Annotated in this window: 24 protein-coding genes and 1 pseudogene; 8 read left to right on the top strand and 17 right to left on the bottom strand. The window is 45.9% G+C overall.

Annotated features, from left to right (window positions below):
* Nucleotides 1–297: 297 nt before the first annotated feature.
* Together OLMES_RS11645 and OLMES_RS11640 are read right to left on the bottom strand one after the other, a co-directional pair.
* Nucleotides 298–441, bottom strand: a pseudogene (locus tag OLMES_RS11645) (type II toxin-antitoxin system RelE/ParE family toxin); the annotation flags it as partial.
* 10 nt (nt 442–451) lie between these two features.
* A complete protein-coding gene (locus OLMES_RS11640; protein ID WP_087461414.1) occupies nt 452–1,381 on the bottom strand; it encodes a nuclease-related domain-containing protein in 930 nt (309 codons plus the stop codon).
* 49 nt (nt 1,382–1,430) lie between these two features.
* Between OLMES_RS11640 and OLMES_RS11635 the strand changes: the two genes are divergently transcribed.
* From OLMES_RS11635 to OLMES_RS11625, 3 genes are read left to right on the top strand one after another with little or no spacing between them, the layout of a single operon-like run.
* Entirely contained in the window at nt 1,431–1,784 is a 354-nt protein-coding gene (locus OLMES_RS11635; RefSeq protein ID WP_087461413.1) for a hypothetical protein, read from the top strand.
* Nucleotides 1,785–1,831: 47 nt separating this feature from the next.
* On the top strand, nt 1,832–2,521 hold the full coding sequence (locus OLMES_RS11630) for a VWA domain-containing protein (protein ID WP_087461412.1): 690 nt from the start codon (nt 1,832–1,834) through the stop codon (nt 2,519–2,521).
* Nucleotides 2,522–2,556: 35 nt separating this feature from the next.
* Complete coding sequence (locus OLMES_RS11625; protein ID WP_087461411.1) at nt 2,557–3,108, top strand: pyridoxamine 5'-phosphate oxidase family protein; 552 nt, start codon at nt 2,557–2,559, stop codon at nt 3,106–3,108.
* Nucleotides 3,109–3,227: 119 nt separating this feature from the next.
* Here OLMES_RS11625 and OLMES_RS29015 read toward each other — a convergent pair whose 3' ends face one another.
* From OLMES_RS29015 to OLMES_RS11580, 9 genes are all read right to left on the bottom strand, one after another.
* Entirely contained in the window at nt 3,228–3,308 is an 81-nt protein-coding gene (locus OLMES_RS29015) for an SEC-C metal-binding domain-containing protein (RefSeq protein WP_408635157.1), read from the bottom strand.
* Between the two features lie 503 nt (nt 3,309–3,811).
* Nucleotides 3,812–4,315 (bottom strand): hypothetical protein, encoded by a 504-nt coding sequence (locus OLMES_RS11615; RefSeq protein WP_087461409.1) that lies wholly within the window; start codon nt 4,313–4,315, stop codon nt 3,812–3,814.
* Nucleotides 4,316–4,387: 72 nt separating this feature from the next.
* Nucleotides 4,388–4,900 (bottom strand): P-loop NTPase family protein, encoded by a 513-nt coding sequence (locus OLMES_RS11610; protein ID WP_087461408.1) that lies wholly within the window; start codon nt 4,898–4,900, stop codon nt 4,388–4,390.
* 307 nt (nt 4,901–5,207) lie between these two features.
* On the bottom strand, nt 5,208–6,905 hold the full coding sequence (locus tag OLMES_RS11605; protein ID WP_087461407.1) for a methyl-accepting chemotaxis protein: 1,698 nt from the start codon (nt 6,903–6,905) through the stop codon (nt 5,208–5,210).
* Between the two features lie 182 nt (nt 6,906–7,087).
* Nucleotides 7,088–7,774 carry a HEAT repeat domain-containing protein gene (locus OLMES_RS11600; protein ID WP_087461406.1) on the bottom strand — a complete coding sequence of 229 codons (687 nt, stop codon included), beginning with the start codon at nt 7,772–7,774 and terminating at the stop codon, nt 7,088–7,090.
* Nucleotides 7,775–7,819: 45 nt separating this feature from the next.
* Nucleotides 7,820–8,950: a DUF1835 domain-containing protein gene (locus OLMES_RS11595; protein WP_087461405.1), complete on the bottom strand. Its 1,131-nt coding sequence runs from the start codon at nt 8,948–8,950 to the stop codon at nt 7,820–7,822.
* A 211-nt stretch (nt 8,951–9,161) separates the two neighbouring features.
* Nucleotides 9,162–10,037: an SEL1-like repeat protein gene (locus tag OLMES_RS11590; RefSeq protein ID WP_087461404.1), complete on the bottom strand. Its 876-nt coding sequence runs from the start codon at nt 10,035–10,037 to the stop codon at nt 9,162–9,164.
* Between the two features lie 368 nt (nt 10,038–10,405).
* Nucleotides 10,406–10,822: a hypothetical protein gene (locus tag OLMES_RS11585; RefSeq protein WP_087461403.1), complete on the bottom strand. Its 417-nt coding sequence runs from the start codon at nt 10,820–10,822 to the stop codon at nt 10,406–10,408.
* Between the two features lie 121 nt (nt 10,823–10,943).
* Nucleotides 10,944–11,915, bottom strand: a complete 972-nt coding sequence (locus OLMES_RS11580; protein ID WP_087461402.1) for a LysR family transcriptional regulator — start codon at nt 11,913–11,915, stop codon at nt 10,944–10,946.
* A gap of 165 nt (nt 11,916–12,080) precedes the next feature.
* On the opposite strand from OLMES_RS11580, the gene OLMES_RS11575 reads away from it, so the two are divergent.
* The 3 genes from OLMES_RS11575 to OLMES_RS11565 are packed head-to-tail and all read left to right on the top strand — an operon-like array spanning nt 12,081 to nt 14,409.
* Nucleotides 12,081–13,361: an MFS transporter gene (locus OLMES_RS11575; RefSeq protein WP_157678272.1), complete on the top strand. Its 1,281-nt coding sequence runs from the start codon at nt 12,081–12,083 to the stop codon at nt 13,359–13,361.
* A gap of 54 nt (nt 13,362–13,415) precedes the next feature.
* Entirely contained in the window at nt 13,416–13,988 is a 573-nt protein-coding gene (locus OLMES_RS11570) for a hypothetical protein (protein WP_087461400.1), read from the top strand.
* On the top strand, nt 13,978–14,409 hold the full coding sequence (locus OLMES_RS11565; RefSeq protein WP_087461399.1) for a hypothetical protein: 432 nt from the start codon (nt 13,978–13,980) through the stop codon (nt 14,407–14,409). The genes OLMES_RS11570 and OLMES_RS11565 overlap by 11 nt, the downstream gene beginning before the upstream one ends.
* 186 nt (nt 14,410–14,595) lie before the next feature.
* On the opposite strand, the gene OLMES_RS11555 is transcribed toward OLMES_RS11565, so the two are convergent.
* From OLMES_RS11555 to OLMES_RS11545, 3 genes are all read right to left on the bottom strand, one after another.
* Nucleotides 14,596–15,138: a cold shock domain-containing protein gene (locus OLMES_RS11555; RefSeq protein WP_087461398.1), complete on the bottom strand. Its 543-nt coding sequence runs from the start codon at nt 15,136–15,138 to the stop codon at nt 14,596–14,598.
* A gap of 143 nt (nt 15,139–15,281) precedes the next feature.
* Nucleotides 15,282–15,887 (bottom strand): suppressor of fused domain protein, encoded by a 606-nt coding sequence (locus tag OLMES_RS11550; RefSeq protein WP_087461397.1) that lies wholly within the window; start codon nt 15,885–15,887, stop codon nt 15,282–15,284.
* Nucleotides 15,884–16,387: a GNAT family N-acetyltransferase gene (locus OLMES_RS11545; RefSeq protein WP_087464456.1), complete on the bottom strand. Its 504-nt coding sequence runs from the start codon at nt 16,385–16,387 to the stop codon at nt 15,884–15,886. Before OLMES_RS11545 ends, OLMES_RS11550 begins: the two co-directional genes overlap by 4 nt.
* A 260-nt stretch (nt 16,388–16,647) precedes the next feature.
* Here OLMES_RS11545 and OLMES_RS11540 point away from each other — a divergent pair, with 260 nt between their 5' ends.
* A complete protein-coding gene (locus OLMES_RS11540; protein ID WP_087461396.1) occupies nt 16,648–17,727 on the top strand; it encodes a glycosyltransferase family 4 protein in 1,080 nt (359 codons plus the stop codon).
* A 49-nt stretch (nt 17,728–17,776) separates the two neighbouring features.
* Here the strand turns inward: OLMES_RS11540 and OLMES_RS11535 are convergent, their stop codons facing one another.
* Complete coding sequence (locus tag OLMES_RS11535) at nt 17,777–19,255, bottom strand: lipopolysaccharide biosynthesis protein (protein WP_087461395.1); 1,479 nt, start codon at nt 19,253–19,255, stop codon at nt 17,777–17,779.
* A gap of 288 nt (nt 19,256–19,543) precedes the next feature.
* On the bottom strand, nt 19,544–20,419 hold the full coding sequence (locus OLMES_RS11530) for a D-amino-acid transaminase (protein ID WP_087461394.1): 876 nt from the start codon (nt 20,417–20,419) through the stop codon (nt 19,544–19,546).
* A 74-nt stretch (nt 20,420–20,493) separates the two neighbouring features.
* Here OLMES_RS11530 and OLMES_RS11525 point away from each other — a divergent pair, with 74 nt between their 5' ends.
* Nucleotides 20,494–20,697 carry a hypothetical protein gene (locus OLMES_RS11525; protein ID WP_087461393.1) on the top strand — a complete coding sequence of 68 codons (204 nt, stop codon included), beginning with the start codon at nt 20,494–20,496 and terminating at the stop codon, nt 20,695–20,697.
* Here the strand turns inward: OLMES_RS11525 and creD are convergent.
* Entirely contained in the window at nt 20,684–22,318 is a 1,635-nt protein-coding gene (gene creD, locus OLMES_RS11520) for a cell envelope integrity protein CreD (RefSeq protein WP_087461392.1), read from the bottom strand. The genes OLMES_RS11525 and creD overlap by 14 nt on opposite strands.
* Nucleotides 22,319–22,573: the final 255 nt, after the last annotated feature.

Below are 22,573 nucleotides of genomic sequence, written 5' to 3'. Positions count from 1 at the left end.
CTGTTCCGAACCGGAATCACCTTCCCCCATCCGTTACAAATTACACCATTGTCGATCCACCGCATGACAGGCTCGCAACAAAATAGCAATTATTTGACCAATCGGTCAGTATTTTAAAAAATTTCACGATCAAAAATAAATCACTATTAAAAACAGACAATTAAGTTGCTCTGGATGAGAAGGGGTTGAAAAAGAAGTGAATTTATTAAGTACAGCCCGAAATATGCTCGTGTACTGTTGATGTGCAATATTGATCTGTTATGCACGAAGATAGGTCAAACAATATCGTGTAGAGTCCTAAACGAGGAAACCTGGCAACACACTGGCATACAACTTCAATGCTTTTAATTCATCGTCTTTGATATTGGATTTCTTATTTTTGGCAAATCCATAGACGAAGAATGCTTTATCTTTTATTCCGTACGCCAGCAAGGTGCGTGTCCCGCCACTTTTACTTGATCAGCTTAGCTTGTTCTCGATGTTTGAGCTCTCTTGCCCGCCCAAAATCATCAGTAGTGCTGCTTTGCGCTACTTGATGCACGATCGCTTTGATTTGCCTGTCATCCAAAAGTTGACTCTTAACCTTTGGAATTTCCCAACAAACTTGCTTGCCCGCCAAACACATGATTGAAGTCCGTTCTTTGCGCTCCAAAAACCATCCCGGAAGCACAATTACAGGGACCGCTCGAACATCCATTCCAGATGCATCACTCAGCCATTTTGAAACCCAATTTGCCTGCCTTTCAGCCTGATTAAATACATCTGACTCTTTCCAAGTGGGAAATTCCAGGTGCGTTGAGTAGCAATTAACTTTGTATCGTTTGTCTTTATCAATATTTGTGACTGGCCGCCTTCTACCTTTCGTCTCTATAGCAAAGACTCCATTACTACCCACAGCCAGATGATCGATATTAAAACCATCGGCTTGCACATCGTGAAATACCCTGTAGCCTTGCATCATAAGTTGATCCAATTCCTGCCCCACAGCAAGCTCACATTCATAACCAAGTTTCAATTGGGACATTTGTTTGAACAACACATAAATTTTATGTGCGAACCAGACACAAGCGATCCAACTAAAAGAGAACAGGATTAAGACCGTGAAAAATGTAGAGGGCAATTGCATCAAACTGAAAATTCCCAATATTACAAAGGGGAATTGGAACGAAGCATATGTCAGCAAAATGTTGAGTACTATCTCAGAATGCGCATCATCAATCCTTACTTTTAGTGAATGCCCCGGCGGTCGACGTAACTCTTTAGTCAACGGGTTCTCTTTAAGCCAACTTGGTCTAATAGCCGAGTACAACGCTATATAAATGACGATAAACGGCATAATTGAAAGAGAAATAAGTAGCGCAATGGTAATGATCGATTTCATATGCTAATACAGACCAGATTAATTAACCTACCTTAAAAAACGGACTATTATGGCTATCACGGACAAATCAGATCAAGAAATATTGCACATCGTCAAACCAATGATTGATGAGGTGGTGGACGCCTGCAATCGAAAGGATTGGGATTCGTTCTCGAAATACCAGACTGACGAGGAAGCCAATAACCCGGAAAACAGAAAGAACGTTGAACGGCAATGGAACGAATCCGACGTTTTAACCTCCTTAAAGCCAGAACGGGAAATACTGGGCGTACTGCGCCGAGATGATGTGGCTCTGGTGTACTGGAAACAAACCTGCGATAACGTACCGGGAGAGTTCTTGGCGAGTTACCTTATCAAGGAAATAAACCACGAGATCAAGGAAGTTGGTTTTCTCGTCATCTAACGCATAGTTAGCTCGGCCCGTGATCATCAAAAGAAAAGGGAAATTTAATGATCAGTTTAAACAAAAACCAAATTATTGACCTGAGTAAACTTGCAGCGAAAGAACTGGCGGATAAGAATCTGTCCGGTGTGAATGCCAATGTCGCGGTCGTGCTTGATGTTTCCAAATCCATGCATCCTTTATACAAAGACGGCACGGTGCAAAACACACTTGATCGTTTGCTCGCGTTGGCAATGAAAATTGACGATGACCAGCAAATTGATGCTTACGTCTTCGGAACCACAGCCTGTGCCCTGAATCCTTTGACCCTTGACGACGTTGAAGGCTATGTGGAACGGGAGATTGTCGCGAAACACAAAATTAACCAAGCCACCAAATATGCAACAGCAATTGAGTTAATACAAAAGCAATATTTTGGACAGAAGAAACCCACATTCGTGATTTTTATCACCGATGGCGACAATTCCGACAAAGCCGAGACGAAAAGATGGCTGGTTCAGATTTGTAGAGAACCCATTTTTTGGCAATTTGTCGGGATAGGGAAAGAAGAATTCAAATTTTTAACGCGCTTGGATGATTTGCCCGGAAGAGCCATCGACAATGCCGGATTTATGCATGTAAATGACTTAACCCAAATATCAGATTCCGAGCTGTATTCGCGACTGCTAGGTGAATTCCCTCAATGGCATGAGGAAATTCAACGACGGGTATTAAAACAGCGGCCAGACAGTGTATAGAAGCATCTTGGCGACGAAACAAAAAGGAGTAAATAATGGGACAGCAATACTCGGAATTGTCCGAAAAACACATCACATTCATTTCCCGGCAAAAAGTATTTTTTGTTGGGACAGCTACCGGAGACAGCAGGGTTAATATTTCCCCTAAGGGTATGGACTCGTTGAAAATAATCGACGATAAATGTTTGGTTTGGTTAAACGTCACCGGTAGCGGAAATGAAACCGCTGCCCATGTGCAAGTTGATCCCAGAATGACGATTATGTTTACGGCATTCGAAGGAAATCCAATGATTCTTCGTATTTATGGCACTGCTGAAGCCATACATCAGAATGATGAAAACTGGGATGAACTATACAGTCTGTTCAACCCACTTCCCGGCGCAAGACAAATATTCAAAGTATCAATAGAAATGGTTCAAACATCCTGCGGGATGGCAGTACCCTATTTTGATTACTCCGGTGAGCGCAATCAACTCAAGGAGTGGGCAGAAAAAAAAGGCAATGAAGGTATTCGAGAATACTGGAGGAATAAAAACCAAGAAAGTATTGATGGAATTCCAACAAATATTTTGGAAAAAAACGTTTAACAATGGTAGCGGAAGCCGCGTTGTCTGCCCATAAGAAAAATATGGGCAGGCATCTAATTAACGACGGTAATGGTGCCTGTTGGAACCGTCAAAAGCAGCCGGATTTAAGGCAACACTTTTTAAAATAACCTCCTGGAACCACAGGGACAGGGATCATTTCTCCCCAATTTCTCGACAAGCTCTTTGTTACCGTGGACCACTCTATCGCCTTTCTTGACTTGCGTTTCAGAGGGATACCCCTTTCGACGCTTACTTGTAACCTCGAAAGCACTGATCGTTTTGATGTTGAGTATTCATGGTTATTCTCCTTTTTCAATTGTCCCAGACTTTTGCTTCTGACTGGGAAAGACATACGGAAACGAGAGTATAGATCGTTTCCAGCATAACTACTCGTTTATACATCACATTGCGACATAAATAAGGAATTGGGGGCTCGTTGTTGAAGCTCTACTACCGTCCAGAATTTCCCGAGGGGAAGAGAAGCTGTTTATACGTAGCAACCGCAACAATCAGGGCTCGATATTCCGAGCCCTGATTCACAGTATGACTTAAAAAGCCTTCCGCCACGGTTCTGTGACGATGAACCAGGGTGCTTCGTATTTTTTTCACCACGGAGTTTGAATAAAATGGCCTAGTCTATTCATGGCTCTCAAGACCCGGGCAATTTTTTGGGTGTGTACGCGATGAAGGCAACATTGACTCCTCAGGAGCACCTGGCCATGACTTGCCTAATTCTTGCCTTAACCGACGGCGCTTCATCTTGCATGGCGTTATCAATTAGCTTTTCCGCTTCGGGTTGGTACTCGGGATACTGTGTTGCGAGCACGATGAATCCATTATAGGCCCATGCTCGCACAAACTTGTTTTTAGCATTCAGTGCATCCCTTAAAAACCGTTCTAACTTGAGCTTGTGTAGAGCATCAATTTTCAAGGCAGGCAAAATTTGTAATACATGGAGTTTGGATTCCCAGCACGCCAATACATCAATCTGTTCCAGAATAATGGCCGATTGCTGCGCCGAAACCGTATGGTCGTCTTCAATACAGGCTTTTAACAACCATGTAGCACCTTTCTGGCACTGTCGCTCTGCCAACAGCGCCACTAACTCATCAATAAAAAAAACGTCCTGAACGTACCAGTTGAAGACTGCTCGAATAGCTGCTGCTGATTTACCATCCCATGCTGAGACTTCAGGCCGAATATCCATCAGTTAAATATCCTAGTCGTTTATTTGCTCAAAAGGCTGAGTCGTGAACACCTCTCCGCCACACTTATATTGCTAGAGAACAGAAGCCAAAAACCGCCGTATATCCCGAGGGGATTTCAAATGGTAAACCAATTTCGAATCTTTTGAATCTGCAACAAGCCGCCGATAGGCAGGCGTCAGTTTCCGGTGACATAACCACAACACGTTAAAGCTGTTGCGGGTTCCCTGCAGAATCGGGCTGTCTTCAGGCCAGCCTTCCGGGTTGACGAACGCGCCTTTGAACAACCGTTTAGTTACCCACCAGCCGTGGGTGACCAACGGCAGATCGATGTAGATCAGTGTGTCGGCAAGGGCGATACGTTTCCATGTGGAGGGTACGCAGCCAAAGCCATCGATGATCCACTCATCCTGTTTTAACAACTCGGAATGAACGCGGAGATATTCTTCATGGGGCACTTCCGCGCCACCGGGTTGGAATTTTATTTTATCGAGGGCGAACAGCGGCAATCCAGTGGCGCTTGCAAGTTGTTTCGCCAAAGTTGATTTACCGCCGCCGGTATTACCAAATACGGCTACTTTTTTCATATTACCTCCTGAGATTCTCACGTTTTAAACTTTCTAAACTTTTTGAAAACCCAAGAAGCTGATACAGAAAACCCGCCTCCTGGGCGGGTTTGATAAACAATACACGAATCAAAGCCCACCATTCCTAGGGAATGATGGTAATAATTCGAAAACTGTTGGGCATCTGGTCTGTATTCATAGCCTTGATCATTACTGACCTTGCATTGAATGTCAATTGTAGACGCTCAAAATAACTATAATGGACAATTCACAACCATGATCAACACGGCAGCAGCAGTCTGGCACTCGATTCAGAAAAGCCGCTTTCTTATGCAACACGGAAGACTGTAATTTTCTGATTTAATCCCTCAACCAACTTGGACAATTCTCGGGAATTTTCAGCAAGCACATCCATATCACCCATGGTATCCTGAGTCAGATCACGAACGGCGCCAATACTTTCGTCTATCGTTCCAATCGTGGCAGATTGCTCTTCTGTAGCCGAAGCAACTTGCATACTGAGTCCATTCAGGGTGTCCACACTATCATTGATTGTGCGCAGTAAATCGATCGTTTTCGCAACAGAATCCCGCGTCGTGTCAACTTCAGACAGTCCCCTGCCCATTGACTCTACGGTGTTGCTCACGCCTTTGCTCAAACGCTCCATCATTGACTCGATTTCACCGGTCGATTCCTGCGTTCGTTGTGCGAGCGTGCGGACTTCATCTGCCACCACCGCAAACCCCCTGCCCTGATCGCCAGCACGGGCGGCTTCTATCGCGGCATTCAAGGCGAGCAAGTTAGTTTGCTCTGCGATATTTTTGATAACCCCCAGTACGCTTTCTATTTGTTTAAATTCAGTTTCCAGCACATTTACGGACTCGGAAGAACGACGAATATAACTTTGCAATGAATTCATACTTTGCAACGATACTTCTCCGGATTGATTGCCTGCTGCCGCGAGATCAGAAGCATTATTGGCGCTATCTTTCGCAGTCGCAGTCGATGAGGCAATTTCATTCATTGCCGCAGTCATTTCAGTGGCCGCAGTTGCAACCATATCCGTTTCCTGCATTTGCCGACTCAGGCGGTCATGGCATTGTGATGTTCGCGATGCTGTCTGCTGCGACTCAAGATCTACTCGCGTGACAATGTTTTTCGTTTCACTCAATATGTCACGAAAGCTGAGTATTAAAGTGTTAAACCCACTGGCCAGTACGCCGATTTCGTCTTTGCTCTGGTATTTTGATTCCTGAGTGAGATCCAGGTTGTCCTGAACATGCTGCACCAGATTGGATAAATCATTCACAGGCCTTTCGACGCGTTTCACGATCAACAAGTACCCGATAATTGACAAACACACCAGTGCCACCAAACAAAGAACCAATAAAAATATCGAGCGACTGACGGCATTCTGAATGTCTGTTACGTTTTTCAATGTACGCTGTTCCAGCGAAGTGAAGAATGAGTCAATGGGCTTCATAATCTTCGCCTTTTCCTGATGGTACTTTGCGCCATGCATCAGGGTTCTCGCGGTATCCAGGTCACCTTTGGCAGCCGATTTCATCGCTTCCACTTCAAGATTGACCAGTCCATCCGAGTTGGCTTGTGCCTCTTTGAGCAACCCGAACTCCTGCTCACTGAAATTAAGTTCGACCATCATTTTTTGCAGCGGTACGGTCTTGCCATCGGGCTTTGGCTTATCGCCCGTATTCAACACCAAATCCCAATAAATCAGGTGGTATGCTTCAGGGCGCGGCTTCACACCATTACGGATATCCAGCACCGCTTCATACATTTTTTTGTATTTTTCATCGCCCGTAACCACGTAGGTTCTCGCCAGGCGGGTTAGGTCATCCGAGCTTTGTCTGAGCTCGTCCGCCCTTTGATAAGACTGATATCGAACATCCGCAGCTGTACTGAAATTCTCCATTTGTGATTGCAAGTACAGCGCAATACCGAAGTTCACGAGTGACAATAAAATTGCACCGCCAAAAATATAAATAAATAATTGTCGAATCTTCATTTGAAAGTCCCCTGGAGTAAAAAATTAACGGCCCCCACAGCGTCAATGCTTTATCCAGACATCCTGGGATTTGTTTCGTGATAAGAGTGGGAGAGATAGTTACAGTTTAGTTCAAATCAGCGAACTCTGAACTACCTTGTATGCAGTAAATATCAACACCGATGAACAGGAGTTCGAGCGCATTACAACCTCAAACGCTCTATTTTTGATTGCGCCAACTTGCGGATGCTTTCATCATGGTCATTTTGGGCAAGCCGTTCCAATACACTTTGGTCTTTCAAGTGCAGGTTGTTAAGGGCAGCTTCCCGAATATAGTCGTCTTCGTCATGTAGCGCGATCTTAACAAGGGTCGCTTCATCCGTTGATTTCTCCACAGCGAAGTATCTCACCATATAATGGGGATCATCCATAACGAGTTGTGTCCAAATTAAGTCATCATCCAGCTTTCTGGCAGCCGTAAGTCGAACACTTTCATTTGGGTCAGATAAGGCTGACTTAAGCGTTTCAGAGTCAGTGAGTTGCGGATTATTAATTGCATCCATACGTGTTACTTCACTTTTATGCCGCAACGCAATCATATTGAGCAGGTTCGAGTCTGTCATTTGGGGGACTTTCAAATGCAACGTTTTATCGTGCATTCTCTGAAATATAAAGAAGTTCAGTTTTAACCAGATTTCCGTACCCCGACTTTTGAGGTCTTTTTTTCTAAAATTAAGTTTACCCTTACTGGTTAACAACAGAAAGCCTGAAAAAAGACCCAAACTTAATGTGACTATTCCTACCACCATTTGACTGGTAAACAAGCAAAAGCTGCCCCCGATTAGGGTAAGCGAAACAAACGCACTGCGGAGTATTTTTGGGTTAGACATTGGGTCTCTATACGTCATAAATAACGCTCAATACAGGCAACAGTATCACGAAAGCGCCACCAGCGTGTCCGGCCAGTGCTCAGGTTCATCGACAAAACGAATCAGTCCCTTTTCTCTCATCTGCTGTAAGATATGCCAGTACATCAGATCACCCAGAAACGGTAAAGGTTCTTTTTGTTCCGTCAGTGTTCTGAACAACCACCCGGCTCGTTGTGGTGTAGTGGTAGACAAGAGATCAATTGTTATCTGCTGTGTTAATGGAAGTTCATTTGGTTGAATGGGTTGTTCCTGTGTTTGGCGCAACGCAGCAGTTTTAAAATAGGGCAACAAACAAGTTGAGAGAGTGTGCACGTATTGATGGAACACCTCTCGATTCGGATTGGCAAATGCCTGCCAGTGTTGATCCGCTTCCTGGCAATGGTGCGCCGTAATGAGCTGTCTACCCTGCCAGAGCACACGTAAACCTTCCGGCGGCAATTGACCTAGTCCTTGAAAACGAACACTGCCAGGAAACGTATTTGTAGTCACAAGCCAGAGATACTTCGGCAAACCATACCGATGATACTGACTCAGCAGAAAAATCAGTATGAATTGATCATAAGTATCATGTTCAAACCAAAGTACGATGTTATCGAATTTCGCAGCACTTTCCCGAAGCGCCGTGTATGCCTTGGTTAACCCCGTCAGTATCTCGGAGAAGCCACGATTCAACTTACCCCCGTAGCTTTCGGCCAAAAACCGGGCTCGCCTTTCACAGTCATATTCGTAATCTACCGGGCCAACACACATCGGATCCGAGAATTCCAGAAATGAACCTTTGAATCCCGCCGCGATGATAGATTGTTCGATATCAGAGCCACAGCGGATATGCAGACAACTTGAGGGTTCATCCTGAACCACTTTCACCCGGCTTATTTTACCCCGCAACGATTCCATAAGTGCTATGTGATTGCGTAACTGAACCCACGTTTTACAACCAAGTTCGCGTGCAACCACCAACTGGGCATCCGCCAGCGTTGGCACGAAATCAACCAATTGAAGTTCCTGGTAAACCAATTTTGGATGCTGCTGAGCAAAACGCGCTACGGCCTCAGCCTGATCACTTTTGAAGCTTTTGAGTAATTCTTTGGCTCGTTTTTTCTGCTGCTCGAGATTGAGCCGGAATGGAATATTCATAGACACCTCTTTCTTATCCTCTGCGTCCGCCCTCAGAAAGAAAAAGGTCAAAAGTGGGATGATTCATTGCCGGGCGCAGCCCTTTTCGCGGACACGATTGCTTTGGCGAGCCAACCGAGGATAGCAAAATTTTGATGGGATTCAAACATGCTGACAAGATGTGATCCCATCTCAATTCAGGATCATTTACGCTCCCGGATCTCTCGAAAAATCACTCCCAAACACAAGGTTCGCTTCCGGTTGCCCCCTTGAATGGCATTGCATCTGACGCGTAGTGGTAAGGTACTTTTTGCTCATAACTTTTGAGCCGGCATTGGAGCCAGCTTTCCCAAACCAGAAATTGCGGATACTCTTTGCTTTCGTTGATGAGATTCTCGATGGCCTTTTTCTGGGTTTGGACGGCTAACTCAAAATTACCGTTCTCTGCATGGATAGCGGCGAGGGTATCCAATGTCGTCGCTTTATCGGCTTCTTCATCGTCGTCCAAAACTTCCTGAATAAGCGTTAATGCGCGTACTCCATCTCGAAATTCCTGATCAGGATGCACTGCTAACATCCAGGCATAATAATGTGCCGAATAAACATAGCGATCATGATCGACCGCTCGCTCAAAGAGAAGCTTGGCGATTTTTGTATTCTTACCCACACCTTTACCAAAGGCGTACGATTTAGCTAACAAACTTAAAGCCGGTGAATACTCCGAGTAGCGTTCCCCCCTAAGAATATTTGTTCCTTCTACATCATTTCCATGATCTTCGTCGTAGATTAAGATTCTGGCTTTGGCCAAAGGCATGAAGTAATCCAGATATTGATCCCAGCGCGCATAATCCAGACTTTGCGACAATTCATAATATTCTTGGGCTTTAGCAATATCGCGGGGTATTTGATAATCGGAGAGATACAGAAAACTGGCCATCACAGCGGCAGACTTACTACCTTCCTGCTTTGCAGCGGCTTCCAAAAAAGGAAGCGCTTCAGCATATTTGTTGTCATCAACAAGGTCGAAACCTTTTCCACTTTGCGTGATAGCGCACCCGGAAACCAACAGTGCCAATACACAAACAATCCCTATTCTTTTGATGACCACAGTGCTAAAACTCCCTTTTTTGCTAAATATTCAAGCTCCCATTCTTTCGACAGCTTGAATCAATACGTTAATTGCTGGATATAGTAAACACTTATGCCGCTTAGTCAATTCTTTATTAATCAGGCAGCCGGATCATACCATAGGCCATAGTAATCACCCTGCCATTTCAGCAAGTGAAAAAGATAGGCAGTTGACCCGACACGCCATTCCTTCCAACGCAGTTTGAAGCAGGGTCGGTATACAGGGCTGTTTTAGAAAGTCCAATTCATGCCCTATTGCCGCTTTCTCCGGTTTTGACCGCAAACCCAATCACACGTAGCTGTTTCCCTTTAGATATAGCACTCTCGACTTTAGTCACGTTCGTTCCACTACTTCCATACTTCTTTCAAATATTTTTTTTGAATATCAATGAATTTTTGGGGTACCGAACCTGCGGGATAGGATCGGGAAATTTCGATTTCTCTGTCTTCGCCGCTAAACTCCATTTTTACTTCGATATATGGCGGTCTGACTTTTTTGCCTTCGACGAACTGAAAATCTCTGACTCCTTTTTCCACTAGATCAAACAATGCTTTGGAATCAGAATCGGAGATATTGATTTCCTGCTCTCTTCCATCAAGATAGATTTCCGCATCATCATCCTCCACTTTAATGCCTTGATTACGCGTTTCCTTTCCTGATCTATCGGGTTGAAACCTGAATTCAATCTCAATTTCCCGATCTGCCCAGGCGTTTCCAGAAAGACATACTGTTGATAGCATGACCCAGAAAAATACTTTTTTCATTCTAAAGTACCTGTGTTTGTGGAATATTCATCTTTTGCGTCACCCCTTCACGCATTTGAAACCGTGGACCGATCAAGTTAACCTGCTCTCAGTAACTTGATTTCAGTAATTTATCATTCGATTATGACCCTGAATGCTCGAATTCAATCAAAGGAGTCCATTTCTCAGCCCACGTGTGTGTCGCACTCTCATCCATTTTAGCCAGTGAGTGGATCAGAAAGTCAATAAACACCCTGACCTTGGCGGGTAAATACTCACGCTTGGGATAGATCGCGAAGACACCACTGTCCGGATGGGGCGGCCTGAAACTGGGGTAGATTGACACAAGTTCTCCACTTTCCAAGCCTTGTTTCGCGAGGAAATGAGGTATTTGGGCAAACCCCAGCCCATCAATGCACATATGTGCCATTGCCTCGCCATCATCGGTAATATGACTGCGCGTCAATTCGAAAGGGCCATAAACACCGTCCAAATCTGGCAGAAAAATGGGCTGGAGCTGCTGAGTTTCTTTGATCCGAAAGCCAATCCAGCTGTGTTCATGGAACGCTTCAGCATGAGATGGCGTGCCGTGGGCTTCCAGATACTCCGGCGACGCGCAAATAAGAAAGTCCATCGGGCTCACGCAGCGCGCCACCAAGCGGCTGTCTTTCACAAACCCGGTTCTTAACGCGATATCAATATCATTCTCGATGATATCGATGTGTAAATCATTAATCTCAAGCTCCAGCTTGATGTCAGGATACTGTTTACAAAACGCCTTTAGCAGGGGGCGAAGATAAAGGTGTCCGTAACATACCGCAGAATTGATTTTCAGTGTGCCGCAAGGTGAATCATTCAAATGCTTCAGCTCATCTTCACAGGTGGTGAGATCCTGAATCATCTTGCGCACGGTGTCGGCATAACGTTGACCGGCCTGGGTGATGCGCAATTGTCGAGTCGAACGCTGAAAGAGGGTCAAACCAAGCTGTGCCTCAAGTCGACCAATGGCCTTGCTGACAGTTGAAGGATCACTGTTACAAATCCTCGCCGCAGCCGCAAAACTCCCGCCATCACACGTGGCCAGGAACATTTCTAATGATCTGAGTTTATCCATGTACGGTACTTAAACAGAAATTGACTTGGGTGTTTGACTATATCAAGAAACATTCATGAATTGTATTCACGTCTCATAGGCATTTCAGGCTATTTTTCCAACCTAACCACAGTCATAAACTCTTCGAACAGCAAATGCTCACCGACGATGCCTGAACGAGGAACTATGTTAAAACTCCTATCAACCAAAAAGCTGCCGACTAACCACCCGCTTACTTATCTTTTCCTGGCATTTATGACGATGACAGGACTTTCGTATATTAATTTCCTGCCGGCACTTGTGAATGCTCTGGCAGGAGACATCGGCTTTGATGAGGCGGAAGCCGGCCAAATCGTGGCACTCAACAGCTATGGCGGCCTCCTGGGCAGCACACTCGCAATTTTTATGGTGCGCAAATTTCGTTGGGAGCCCGCAATGTTTTTATCCCTGATGGCATTAGCGCTGATAGATGTCATTACGATATCGACTGGTGCTTCGGGACCAGGGCACTACCACCTTATGCTGGGCATGCGCTTTCTGGCGGGCGTTTCCGGTGGCCTGAGCCTGGGCATTGGTTTTGCTGTGCTTGCCAGATTGCAGAACCCTGACAGAGCCTTTGGCACGCTGTTATTTGTTCAGTTTATCATCGGTTCCATTGTTATCTATGGGTTGCCCGCGCTTGAAGCACAACTGAATGTGTATGCTGTTTTCTATGTGATGGTGAGCTTCGTCATGTTTAGCCTCGCCTGTCTACCGTTTTTGCCTCCCCTACACCTGAACAAGCAGACTTCACAGCAACAGGCGAATACACGCACTTCATTCTTTTCAACTTCGGGAACGAATACCCTGCTGCTGATGCTAGCGATTATCACCTACCAAATCGCCGCCAGTGCGATTTGGGCTTATGTCGGGCTAATTGGTCTGAATGCCAACATCAATAACGACGATGTTAGTACGTACATCGCCACGACGGGGCTATTGGGACTCTTCGGCGCTATGTTACCGATCATCAGCGGTAAGCTTTTTGGTCGCCTGTATTGGGTGGTCTCGGGCGTAACGTTGTCAGTGGTGTCCGCGTTAGTGCTGAGTTTTTATCAACTCACGCCACGACTCTACATCGGTGCGATGTCGTTGCTATTTTTCGCCTGGCCGGCGGTGCAGTCGTATTTACTGGCTGTCACGGCCGAACTGGACGCGAGTGGCAAGCTCTCTACCGTTGCGGCGGTAATTTCTTCTATTGGTCTGGCTACCGGGCCGTTGATCTCTTCCGGGCTACTGAGGGAGGGTGATTTTTCCCCGATGCTCTACAGCTCCGCCGCCCTATTCATACTGTGCGCCATTTTACTGTACAAGCCGGTCAAGACACAGGACCAATTACTCAGACCCACAATCCGGAACACAAACTTTTCCGCCGCAACTAACCACTTTGACCAATGTACGCACTTATCCGGTGAGATGACCAAATGATGGCGTCCTAAAGCAATTTTACAGTTAACTTTTTTACAAAATGAGGAAAATACCATGATCCGATATCTCTTGAACAAAATGCTGGTGGCGATGAAAAATCGTTACGATTATGACGTCCGTTATATGCAAGATATTCTTCAATCCAGTTTAAGCGCATTTTTGAAAATGATGGGTTTTCAGACCATGTCTTCCCACTCGGGAAATCTGGCTCCTGAGCCCTTGTACGCAGCGCGGTTACGGGCAATTATCTGGGATGATTGCGGCCCCTGTACACAACTGGTTGTGAATATGGCGTTAGAGGCAAACGTAAGCCCTGAAATAGTTCGAGCCGTTATTAATAGAGACCTGAACAAATTGCCGGAAGAAATTTCACTCGTCGTACGATTCACCGAACGAGTTCTCGCACATGATCCTGAAGCAGATGATTTACGGGAAGAAATCGTTGCACTTTGGGGGCAGGAAGGGCTGGTCACTATCGCTTACTGCATCAGTTCCTACCGCGTTTACCCTGCTCTCAAATACGCATTGGGTTATGGTAAAGCCTGCAGCCGGATCATAGTGAATGACAATGCCCTCGTTCCGTCGCGAGCCACTCCAATTACCTTGGGAGCAGAACATGATCAGTAAAGTTATTATTGGTAAATTAATGATCGGAACAGCCAGTTTGCTGGGAATTTCGGCATTTGTTAATGGACTCTTTATGATGATCGCTCCGGAAACCTGGTATTGGCTTGTTCCCGGCGTGCCGGATAGAGGCCCGTTCAATCAACACTTTTTAAGAGACATCGGCATGATCTATCTGCTGATCGGTGCCGCGTTGTTTTATGGCGCGCTGTACAAAAGTACTTTATACCAGAAGTACCGCGCGCTGCTCTGGTTGATGCCGGTCGCCTGGCTGGTATGTCATGCCATTTTTCATGCATGGGAAGTTGTGGTTGGCATCACCGGGCCAGAATCTCTGATTATTGACTTCGCAGGCGTCACACTCCCAGCATTACTCGGAATGGGGTTGATCTATGGGAACCTTAAATTAAGTGGTAAAAAGTAAGTATTTTACGGGGAGATCGAGCACATAAATGGTTTTATGTTCGACTGCTCTTTTGAACTCAGCGATTAGTCGACTTTTGTGTTTTTCTTCCATCACAAAAATCAGATCTGACCAATTGATATCATTAATCGATACGGTTTTACGTGCATTAGGACTCGTACCCGCAGAGCGGGTACTGAATCGTCATCAACAATGCTGACTTTCGCAGGGAATGCCATCTCCATCCCCATCAATTTTTACATCCGGGCAATGTCGTAAATAAAACAGAGCCTCATCACATGAAGTCATCTGCCTGCAATACTGTTTTCCCTCGCATTTGAAGTTTACGTTGTTACGTTCTGCAGGCTGAGTTTGAAACACAGGCTCACTATTTAAACGCGTACTGAACAAATCCCCAAAATGGAACGAAGATGCCTGAATGACGTAACCCGAAACCACCAAACCGGCAAAAAGAACATAGATAAAAACTTTACTGCCCATAAAGGATTGCCTTCTCCCCGGGCTGCTTACATTTGCTACCACACCCTCAATGCTTGCGCGAACTGCTTTTTTCCGTCCGTTTTTGTCAGCTGCCAGCTCGAAGTAAATCAAATCACCCACCACCGGCCTTCGGTTCATATTTTTCAATGCAGAGATGTGAATAAAAATATCTTCATCGACCGAATCGGATTTGATAAAACCAAAACCCCTTTCTTCATTCCAACGAACCAATCTACCCTTAAAGTTCATTAAGACTCCAAAACGCTACACCGCTATTAACGAAAAAACAAAATTGCCTTGCTGTTTTCTGTAATCTAGCCGCGTTTTAGGATAAGTCGACCAATAAAGGTTATATTTTTCGTTATGCTGACTTAACAGCCTTATCCACCACCTCACTTATGCCCCAAAAGATCAAATCCATTATCGGTCATGTATTGCTCATAGGCACCTGGCCCATCGGTGCTCAGGATTTGGTTTTCTGCTTCAGAGAGTGGAACTACAAACAGGAATTTGATCATTTCGGTATTGTAAGATGTGCTGGCGTTTGCGGATTCTGTGAACGGGGGGCGGAAGAGGATTTTACTTATTTTCGGGAAGCAAGGTACGCTGCCTGCGTCTCTGATACTGTGCCACCAATCGAGTTCGAGACTGTTCATAAACGGGTATTCTGCGACGTTGGCCAGGAAACGGGCGATTTCATGAATTTCCGTTTTACTCAGCCATCCGCGAACCGCAAATTGAAGCTCCGCTCGTTTTCCCGAACCGGAATGGCCCATTTCAGTTTCAGACATGCCAAAACTAACGAAAGAGTTAACATCACAATCCTCATCGGCAAGCCACGCACCAATATGAATTTTCTTAAGTGTACAGTTTCGAGTTGCCTGGTTGGGATCGAACCAGATCAGATGATCGGGCTCACCCCATTTATCGGTGAAATGTCGATACAGTGCTTTCATTCTTGGCGTTGGAATGGCCGCACGATTGTGTTCCAGCTTCACATGTCCCCCTCGTCGATTGCATGCGGGCGCGTATCTTTTTTCAGTAATCGATAGCGGATAAATTGATGGCCTTCAATGTCGACCGCGCCTTCCGGTTTGAACCCCAATCGTTGCATACCTTTGGTTTTAGTTCGGGACACCGGCAAGAGCGCCGTGATAGACTCTAAATTGTATTCCTCGAACGCTTTGCGGATAAACATCCGACAAATCACTACACCTTTGCCCCAATAAACAGGAAACAGAACCAAAGCCAAATCCGCGTTACCCAGCTCCATTTGAAAACCGCCCCAACCAGCAAATTGCCCATCAATTTGAATGGCTAATGGCCCTATGCCATGCTCCCGCCATTGCTGTTCTTTGCTTTCAATCCATTTTCGACTTGTGGCAATATCGAATTTTTCACCGGCCAAAGGCAAATGCCTGAGTACCTGCTGATCATTGTGCAACCTGACAATATCTGCACAGGAAATCAGGTTTAACCTAACAAATTCTATAACCATACCAATGATCACCAAGAAAACCAGGGCCTACAATTGAATCAAAGTTTTGAGACATCAGCATTTTCAAATAATTCCTAACGATTCGGTAAAATACTGGTACTGCCCCCCTGTTGACCCATAAAAATTACTCAATCTGGTTATTTCATCACTCCGACTTTTATCCTAAACTGTGGCCTCCATGGACTGTCGCCCTTATTATTTTGCCAGTCAAAACGGATTGTCTTTAAGCATCACACATCGATTTAAAACAGGGAAAATCAATGTCTGACCACCAAGGGATTAAAATTGGCTTCGTATTGTTGTCGAGCCAGGCAGATGCTCAACCGAGCACTCGGATTTCGGTTTTCAACATGTTCCCCTATCTCACTGAAAATAACATTGAACCGGTTATTCTCTATGAGCCAACCAAACCGACAGAAACGCCTGATGTCTCGCAAGTATTGGGCAAAGCAGTGGAGCTCCAAGTCGATGTGGTGTATTTCCAGAAGGTTTACGGACCCAGCGTGGAACAACTGGCTAGCGACCTCCGCGAGAAAGGTATCAAAACGCTCTATGGTGTCTGTGACGTCGCAAAACCGTCTATGGCGAAATTAACAGACGCGACAGTGGTCGTAACGAATTTCCTGCGCACCCTCTACCCCGCTGAACTTCAATCGAAAATTCATGTCGTTCACGACGGCATTGAGCACCCGGAGTTTTACATCAAAACCTACCAGAAACATTGTGGTAGTCGCGAAAAGCCACTGTCTGCGGTCTTGGTCACATCGGCAACCATGGACACACTGCCCATGATTCAGACCATACCTGAGTGGTTACAAGTTACGATTGTGGGGAATTATGCTGAGGGCAGCTTGTTGGACCGATTACGATTCCACTATTGGAATATTACCGAGAAAACGAACTGGCCAGAAAAACTGGCTTACATTCGGTTTATGCTCAACCGGAATATCACCCGGGTTAAGTGGTCGCCAACACGGGTTTACGAAGAATTGATCCGGGCCGACCTCGCAATTATCCCGATTGCGAAATACGAAAACGATGACGAAAAATTCGCAGCCCCCGCCTGGAAAGTAAAATCCGAAAACCGGCTGACATTGAAAATGGCCTGCGGACTCCCCGTCATTGCCAATCCAATACCGGCTTATGAAGAGATCGTTAGACAGGGGGAAAACGGATTTCTTGCCGATACTGTCGAACACTGGCATGCATGTTTGAACGAACTGCGCGATCCAGATAAACGGGAAAAAATGGGCCTGCAGGCCAGGAAAACTGCCACAGCCCGTTTCTCTCGGGAAAAACAGGCAGAAGCACTGATTAACGTGATTCGATCATTGGTATAAGTAAACCAGAATCATAATTCGCAAGACGTCGCGATGGATCGCAGCAGTTTTACTGCAATCCTAGCTTTTGCAGAACAAGTTTTTCCGGGCCGTTGGGCTTCCCGGCGATCAACCAGGATAAGCCCTGAATGACCACAAACACGCCCATGCCGATCAATATCAGTGCCCCCAAAGCGATCACGCCGGTATCAGCTGGCGTAAAAGCTTCCCCCGGTATCAAGATCTGCCCGTAATATACATAGGAGCCTACCGCGTACATCCCCAGCGCACTGATCATCGGCCTGATAATGCTGCCAAGATAGGCACTGAATTGAATCGCGATGAATTTGTTCAAGAATATAAAATAGACCGGGAACATCACAATACTGGTGATTAAAACGGCATAAGCCGCACCGATATACCCGTAAACAGAGATCAGAAATATCATTAGCGGGATCAGGAATAAGGCCCTGAACGCCAGTAACATCGTGGCCAATCTTGGTTTACCGACCGATAAGAACACGTACCCTGCATTGGTATTGATTGAAATTAACGCATCCGCGAAAGCGATAATCTGAATAATGGGCACCGCAGCCAACCACTTTTCACCGAGGATCAATGGCACGAAAATCGGGGCAACCAGCGCCAACCCGATACTCGCAGGCACGCCGATCATGGCGATCGAGGACAAAACACTCAAATACAGTTTTCTCAATTCCTTCAGGTTGGAGGAAACTTTAGAGTATCCCGGAAAAGTCGCGCGGTTGATCGCAGCAACCAACTCAGTGGAAGGTAAACTCGCGATCTCATCCCCCACGCTATAAAGTCCGACATATCGTACGCCCACCATTTTACCGATTATCAGATCTTTAATACGGATGTTGGTGTAGTGTAGAAAATTGTTGAGCACCAGCCAGAAACTAAAGCCATAGATTTCACGCCATTTTGAGAGTGAAAAGCGAGGTCTGAAGCGACTCATGATGTAAGACAGAATGGTCTGAAACGACGCATTCGCGATCATACCAAATGCAAGCGCCCAATAACTTTTAAGCGTATATGCCAGATAAATCGTAAGGCTGACCGTCAACACCTTGATAGAAACCTGAAACAGAAATTCGGTTTTGAAATCCAGTTGTTTACGGAAATCTACCACCCCGATATTTACCAAACCGTCGATTAGAAACATCACTGCCAGGCAGTAACAAATATCCACCAGTCTGGGGTCCTCATACACATCAGCCAACGGCCAGGCGACCGCCACCATTACAATGGCCGCGAGTACGCCAAACATTAATTTCAACGTCCATGCGGTGTTGTAGTGGTCTTTCGTGGCATTTTGATTCTGAATTAACACCACATCGAAACCGAAAGCGTTGATCAATTCAATGAAGGCATATACAGACATTGCCAATGCAATCAACCCGAAATCCTCTGGCACTAACAATCGTGCCAGTATCATCGTGTTGATCAGACCAATCGATTTAACGAGCAGTCTCAGTGCAACCATGAGTGCTGCACCGGAAAAAACCTTTTTATAAAGCGATGTCATAACCTGCCCGATCAAGAATATTTTATGTGAATGAGGCAACAGAAGCCTACTGCTGGATACAACCGACTTGGGAAAACAGCCAATTTTGCGGCGACATTGTAGCGCAGGGTAATCGCAAACTCACTACAGCAAACCGGACTGGGCTGAATTTTAAACGAGAATCCCGCCAAACTGTGAACCGCATGTCAGCAAAGCAGGTTTACAACATGAAAAACAAGGTCAAACGACCGCAGCCAAACGGCCCGCATCCCGGAGTGGGAACAGCCTCCAAATTGCCATTATGGTTAATTACGGGATCTGGGAGCGCACATGGTCAAGGTAGGCTGCTCTAATGGCTTGAAAGACTGGTCCCGGTTTACCCGATGAAAGCTGATGACCGTTGATCTCCACGACCGGAATCGCAAAAGCCGTTGCGGATGTAAAGAAGGCCTCGGTTGCAGACTCCGCTTCAATAACGGTAAATCCGCGCTCAATCACCTGATACCCCTGTTCTTCGGCCAACCTGATAATAGCCGCCCGCGTGATCCCCGGCAACACGTGCTGGCCAAGATCGCGGGTTAGAATTTCCCGTTGTTTCGTGACAATAAACGCATTGTTTGAGGAGCCCTCCGTAATCCGCCCATCCTCCACAAACCATGCATCCTGGGCACCGGCTTGCTTTGCCTTTTGTTTGGCCAATGAAGCGGGTAACAGTGCTGCAGTTTTGATATCCCGATGAGCCCATCTGGTTTCAGGGACGGTGATTACCTTAATACCGTTTTGTGCATCACTGGTTTGCATGACGCTTCGAGCTTGAGAAAACATGAACAGTGTGGGCGTCATATGCTCATCAATCGCGAAATCCCGTAATCCGGCACCCCGAGAAACCTGCAGATATACGTAACCTTCATCAAGCTGATTACGGCTCACCAGGTCTTTATGCAATGTCTGCAAATCATGGTCTTCCCAAGGCAATGCCAAACCGATGGCCCGAGCGGAGCGCCTCAGACGAGCCAAATGGGGATCAAAATCTATGAGCGTGCTACTTACAACGGTTGTAACTTCATAAATCGCATCGGCAAATAAAAAGCCCCGATCGAAAGGCGAAATACAGGCCTCGCTGGCCGGGACAAAATCACCATTTACCACCACCCAACCTAATGACTGCACGGCTTCAATATTCATCTGATGGTTTCCCCTTGAGCGATCTTTTGTTAGTTTTATTATTCACTATTTTTATCTTAGCCGAGATCACGACAATGGACGAAAGAGATTACCTTCCGGATGTTCGCGATGGCCTGACCCGCATCGAACGCATCATACTCACCAGTCTTAACGAACTCGAAAAGCAACGCGATGGCCGCATGGTACCAACCGCGATGCTTTACGGTCGTGTCGTCGAACAGATCGATATCAGTGTTGATGACCTGCAATCCATTCTGCAAAAATTTAATCGTGGCTAATACCCGCATCAGGCGCACTCACCTGCTCCTTATGCGCCCGACTTAGCCCATGACTCTGTTTGAGCTTCTCCGCGGCGCTCAAACTAACCGCGTACCAATCAACACGTCGTGTCAACACCATTACAGCCGCTAGCAGTGTGAACATCAGCAATGCCCCCATCAGCAAGGCATGGTCCTCTGAGTTCAATATCACAAAAAGCACGCCGTACATGATCGCTAAAACCACACAAAATCCAGAAGCACGGGTGAAACCTTTCAATACATGAGACCAGTAATAGCCCAGTAGTAACACACAGGCTACTGCGGCAATTAAATAAGAATATGTGAAACTGATATGTTCGGATAAGGCAACCAGGAGCAGGTAGAACATGGACAGCGCTAATCCCACCATCGTGTACTGAATGGGGTGGATCGAAACGCCTTTTAAAATTTCGAACATCAGAAAACAAAATCCAGAAGCACGGGTGAAACCTTTCAACACATGAGACCAGTAATAGCCCAGTAGTAACACACAGGCTACTGCGGCAATTAAATAAGAATATGTGAAACTGATATGTTCGGATAAGGCAACCAGGAGCAGGTAGAACATGGACAGCGCTAATCCCACCATCGTGTACTGAATGGGGTGGATCGAAACGCCTTTTAAAATTTCGAACATCAGAAAAGCGGTAAAGGTCAGGATTACAAACAGATAGGCATAGCGCAGTGAGCGCAAAGACAACGTGTAGACATCCACCGGGTTAACCAGAGACACATTCAGATCGGCACTCATTAACGCTTCACAGGTACCGCGTTCACACTCGCTAACCTTTGCAGCAATACCGGAAGCGAATTCAGAAAGTCGCCAGCGTGCTTGAAACCCATCATGCTCCAAAGTGCGAGACTCGGGTAAAAACCGGCCCCCGAAACTGGGGTGCGGCCAGTCACTTTGCATACTGATATCATTCAAACGCCCAACAGGCGCGATCGCCATTTCCCCCATTCCACGAATAGCAAGGGCAAAATTGAAGTTATACTTCTCTACATCCGTTGTTTCTGGCTTAGCCAATCTGGCATGCAGCCCACCGGTAACAGTACTCATCAGGCTTCCGGAATTCCAACCTGGATTCTGCTGACCGAATTGAAGGGATTCGACATCAACAATACCGCGCTCATCTGATACCGCAACAGCCAGGTAGGGAACTTTAAATTCAACATCCGGTTGAGCTTTTACGAGGTCTAACAACCTTTGATTCGAGAAAGTTCCACTCACCTGAATTTGATTCCTAAACACTGGAATTTCGTAGATACCACGGTACCGGATATCCGACTTCACGGCCTGGATGACCTGCAAATCATCAGGCACCAAATAAAGTTTATTTGTCAGCATACGTTGCTGATAAACATACTTTTTCAGATTTTCATCCCATATTTTTTCCCGATAGGGATACGCGTAAGGCTGTATGTAAATCGGGCCAATCAACGCCTGATTGGCCGTCCAGCTCTCAGAGATGCTGGCTTCAGCCTGATGGCGATAATTGGAGCGCTCCCACACTTTGTATTCAACACTTTGCAGGGGAATCAAAATAAGCAGTGCGATTGCGACGATCACCGTCAGTTTGATCAAAAACACTTTATTCATGGCCACATCCCTATTCTCAGTAACCTGTTATTATCGGAATCTCGAAAGATCACATAACTTTAATGACTGATTCAGGCGGTGACTGGGTACAATTAAGGTACTTTCTCACTCAAAAATGACAAAAAGTGACCGCACCAGATTGAATTCCAGTATTCTAATCCGTTACACTTCCCGCCACTTCGATGCACAAAACCCCATTTCGCTTTTTTCCATTTCACTACCCAGACACGAGGAGGTATCACAATGCAACATAAA

It is taken from the genome of Oleiphilus messinensis, assembly GCF_002162375.1.
GTDB lineage: Bacteria > Pseudomonadota > Gammaproteobacteria > Pseudomonadales > Oleiphilaceae > Oleiphilus > Oleiphilus messinensis.
The sequence above is the reverse complement of the archived record's forward strand: the minus strand, read 5'-3'. Positions and strand labels throughout refer to the sequence as shown.

Bases quoted from the DNA above. Each gene is read 5' to 3' on its own strand.
- OLMES_RS11640 (WP_087461414.1), bottom strand. From the start codon at position 1,381: ATGAAATCGATCATTACCATTGCGCTACTTATTTCTCTTTCAATTATG.
- OLMES_RS11635 (WP_087461413.1), top strand. From the start codon at position 1,431: ATGGCTATCACGGACAAATCAGATCAAGAAATATTGCACATCGTCAAA.
- OLMES_RS11630 (WP_087461412.1), top strand. From the start codon at position 1,832: ATGATCAGTTTAAACAAAAACCAAATTATTGACCTGAGTAAACTTGCA.
- OLMES_RS11625 (WP_087461411.1), top strand. From the start codon at position 2,557: ATGGGACAGCAATACTCGGAATTGTCCGAAAAACACATCACATTCATT.
- OLMES_RS11615 (WP_087461409.1), bottom strand. From the start codon at position 4,315: ATGGATATTCGGCCTGAAGTCTCAGCATGGGATGGTAAATCAGCAGCA.
- OLMES_RS11610 (WP_087461408.1), bottom strand. From the start codon at position 4,900: ATGAAAAAAGTAGCCGTATTTGGTAATACCGGCGGCGGTAAATCAACT.
- OLMES_RS11605 (WP_087461407.1), bottom strand. From the start codon at position 6,905: ATGAAGATTCGACAATTATTTATTTATATTTTTGGCGGTGCAATTTTA.
- OLMES_RS11600 (WP_087461406.1), bottom strand. From the start codon at position 7,774: ATGTCTAACCCAAAAATACTCCGCAGTGCGTTTGTTTCGCTTACCCTA.
- OLMES_RS11595 (WP_087461405.1), bottom strand. From the start codon at position 8,950: ATGAATATTCCATTCCGGCTCAATCTCGAGCAGCAGAAAAAACGAGCC.
- OLMES_RS11585 (WP_087461403.1), bottom strand. From the start codon at position 10,822: ATGAAAAAAGTATTTTTCTGGGTCATGCTATCAACAGTATGTCTTTCT.
- OLMES_RS11580 (WP_087461402.1), bottom strand. From the start codon at position 11,915: ATGGATAAACTCAGATCATTAGAAATGTTCCTGGCCACGTGTGATGGC.
- OLMES_RS11575 (WP_157678272.1), top strand. From the start codon at position 12,081: ATGTTAAAACTCCTATCAACCAAAAAGCTGCCGACTAACCACCCGCTT.
- OLMES_RS11570 (WP_087461400.1), top strand. From the start codon at position 13,416: ATGATCCGATATCTCTTGAACAAAATGCTGGTGGCGATGAAAAATCGT.
- OLMES_RS11565 (WP_087461399.1), top strand. From the start codon at position 13,978: ATGATCAGTAAAGTTATTATTGGTAAATTAATGATCGGAACAGCCAGT.
- OLMES_RS11555 (WP_087461398.1), bottom strand. From the start codon at position 15,138: ATGAACTTTAAGGGTAGATTGGTTCGTTGGAATGAAGAAAGGGGTTTT.
- OLMES_RS11545 (WP_087464456.1), bottom strand. From the start codon at position 16,387: ATGGTTATAGAATTTGTTAGGTTAAACCTGATTTCCTGTGCAGATATT.
- OLMES_RS11540 (WP_087461396.1), top strand. From the start codon at position 16,648: ATGTCTGACCACCAAGGGATTAAAATTGGCTTCGTATTGTTGTCGAGC.
- OLMES_RS11535 (WP_087461395.1), bottom strand. From the start codon at position 19,255: ATGACATCGCTTTATAAAAAGGTTTTTTCCGGTGCAGCACTCATGGTT.
- OLMES_RS11530 (WP_087461394.1), bottom strand. From the start codon at position 20,419: ATGAATATTGAAGCCGTGCAGTCATTAGGTTGGGTGGTGGTAAATGGT.
- OLMES_RS11525 (WP_087461393.1), top strand. From the start codon at position 20,494: ATGGACGAAAGAGATTACCTTCCGGATGTTCGCGATGGCCTGACCCGC.
- creD (WP_087461392.1), bottom strand. From the start codon at position 22,318: ATGAATAAAGTGTTTTTGATCAAACTGACGGTGATCGTCGCAATCGCA.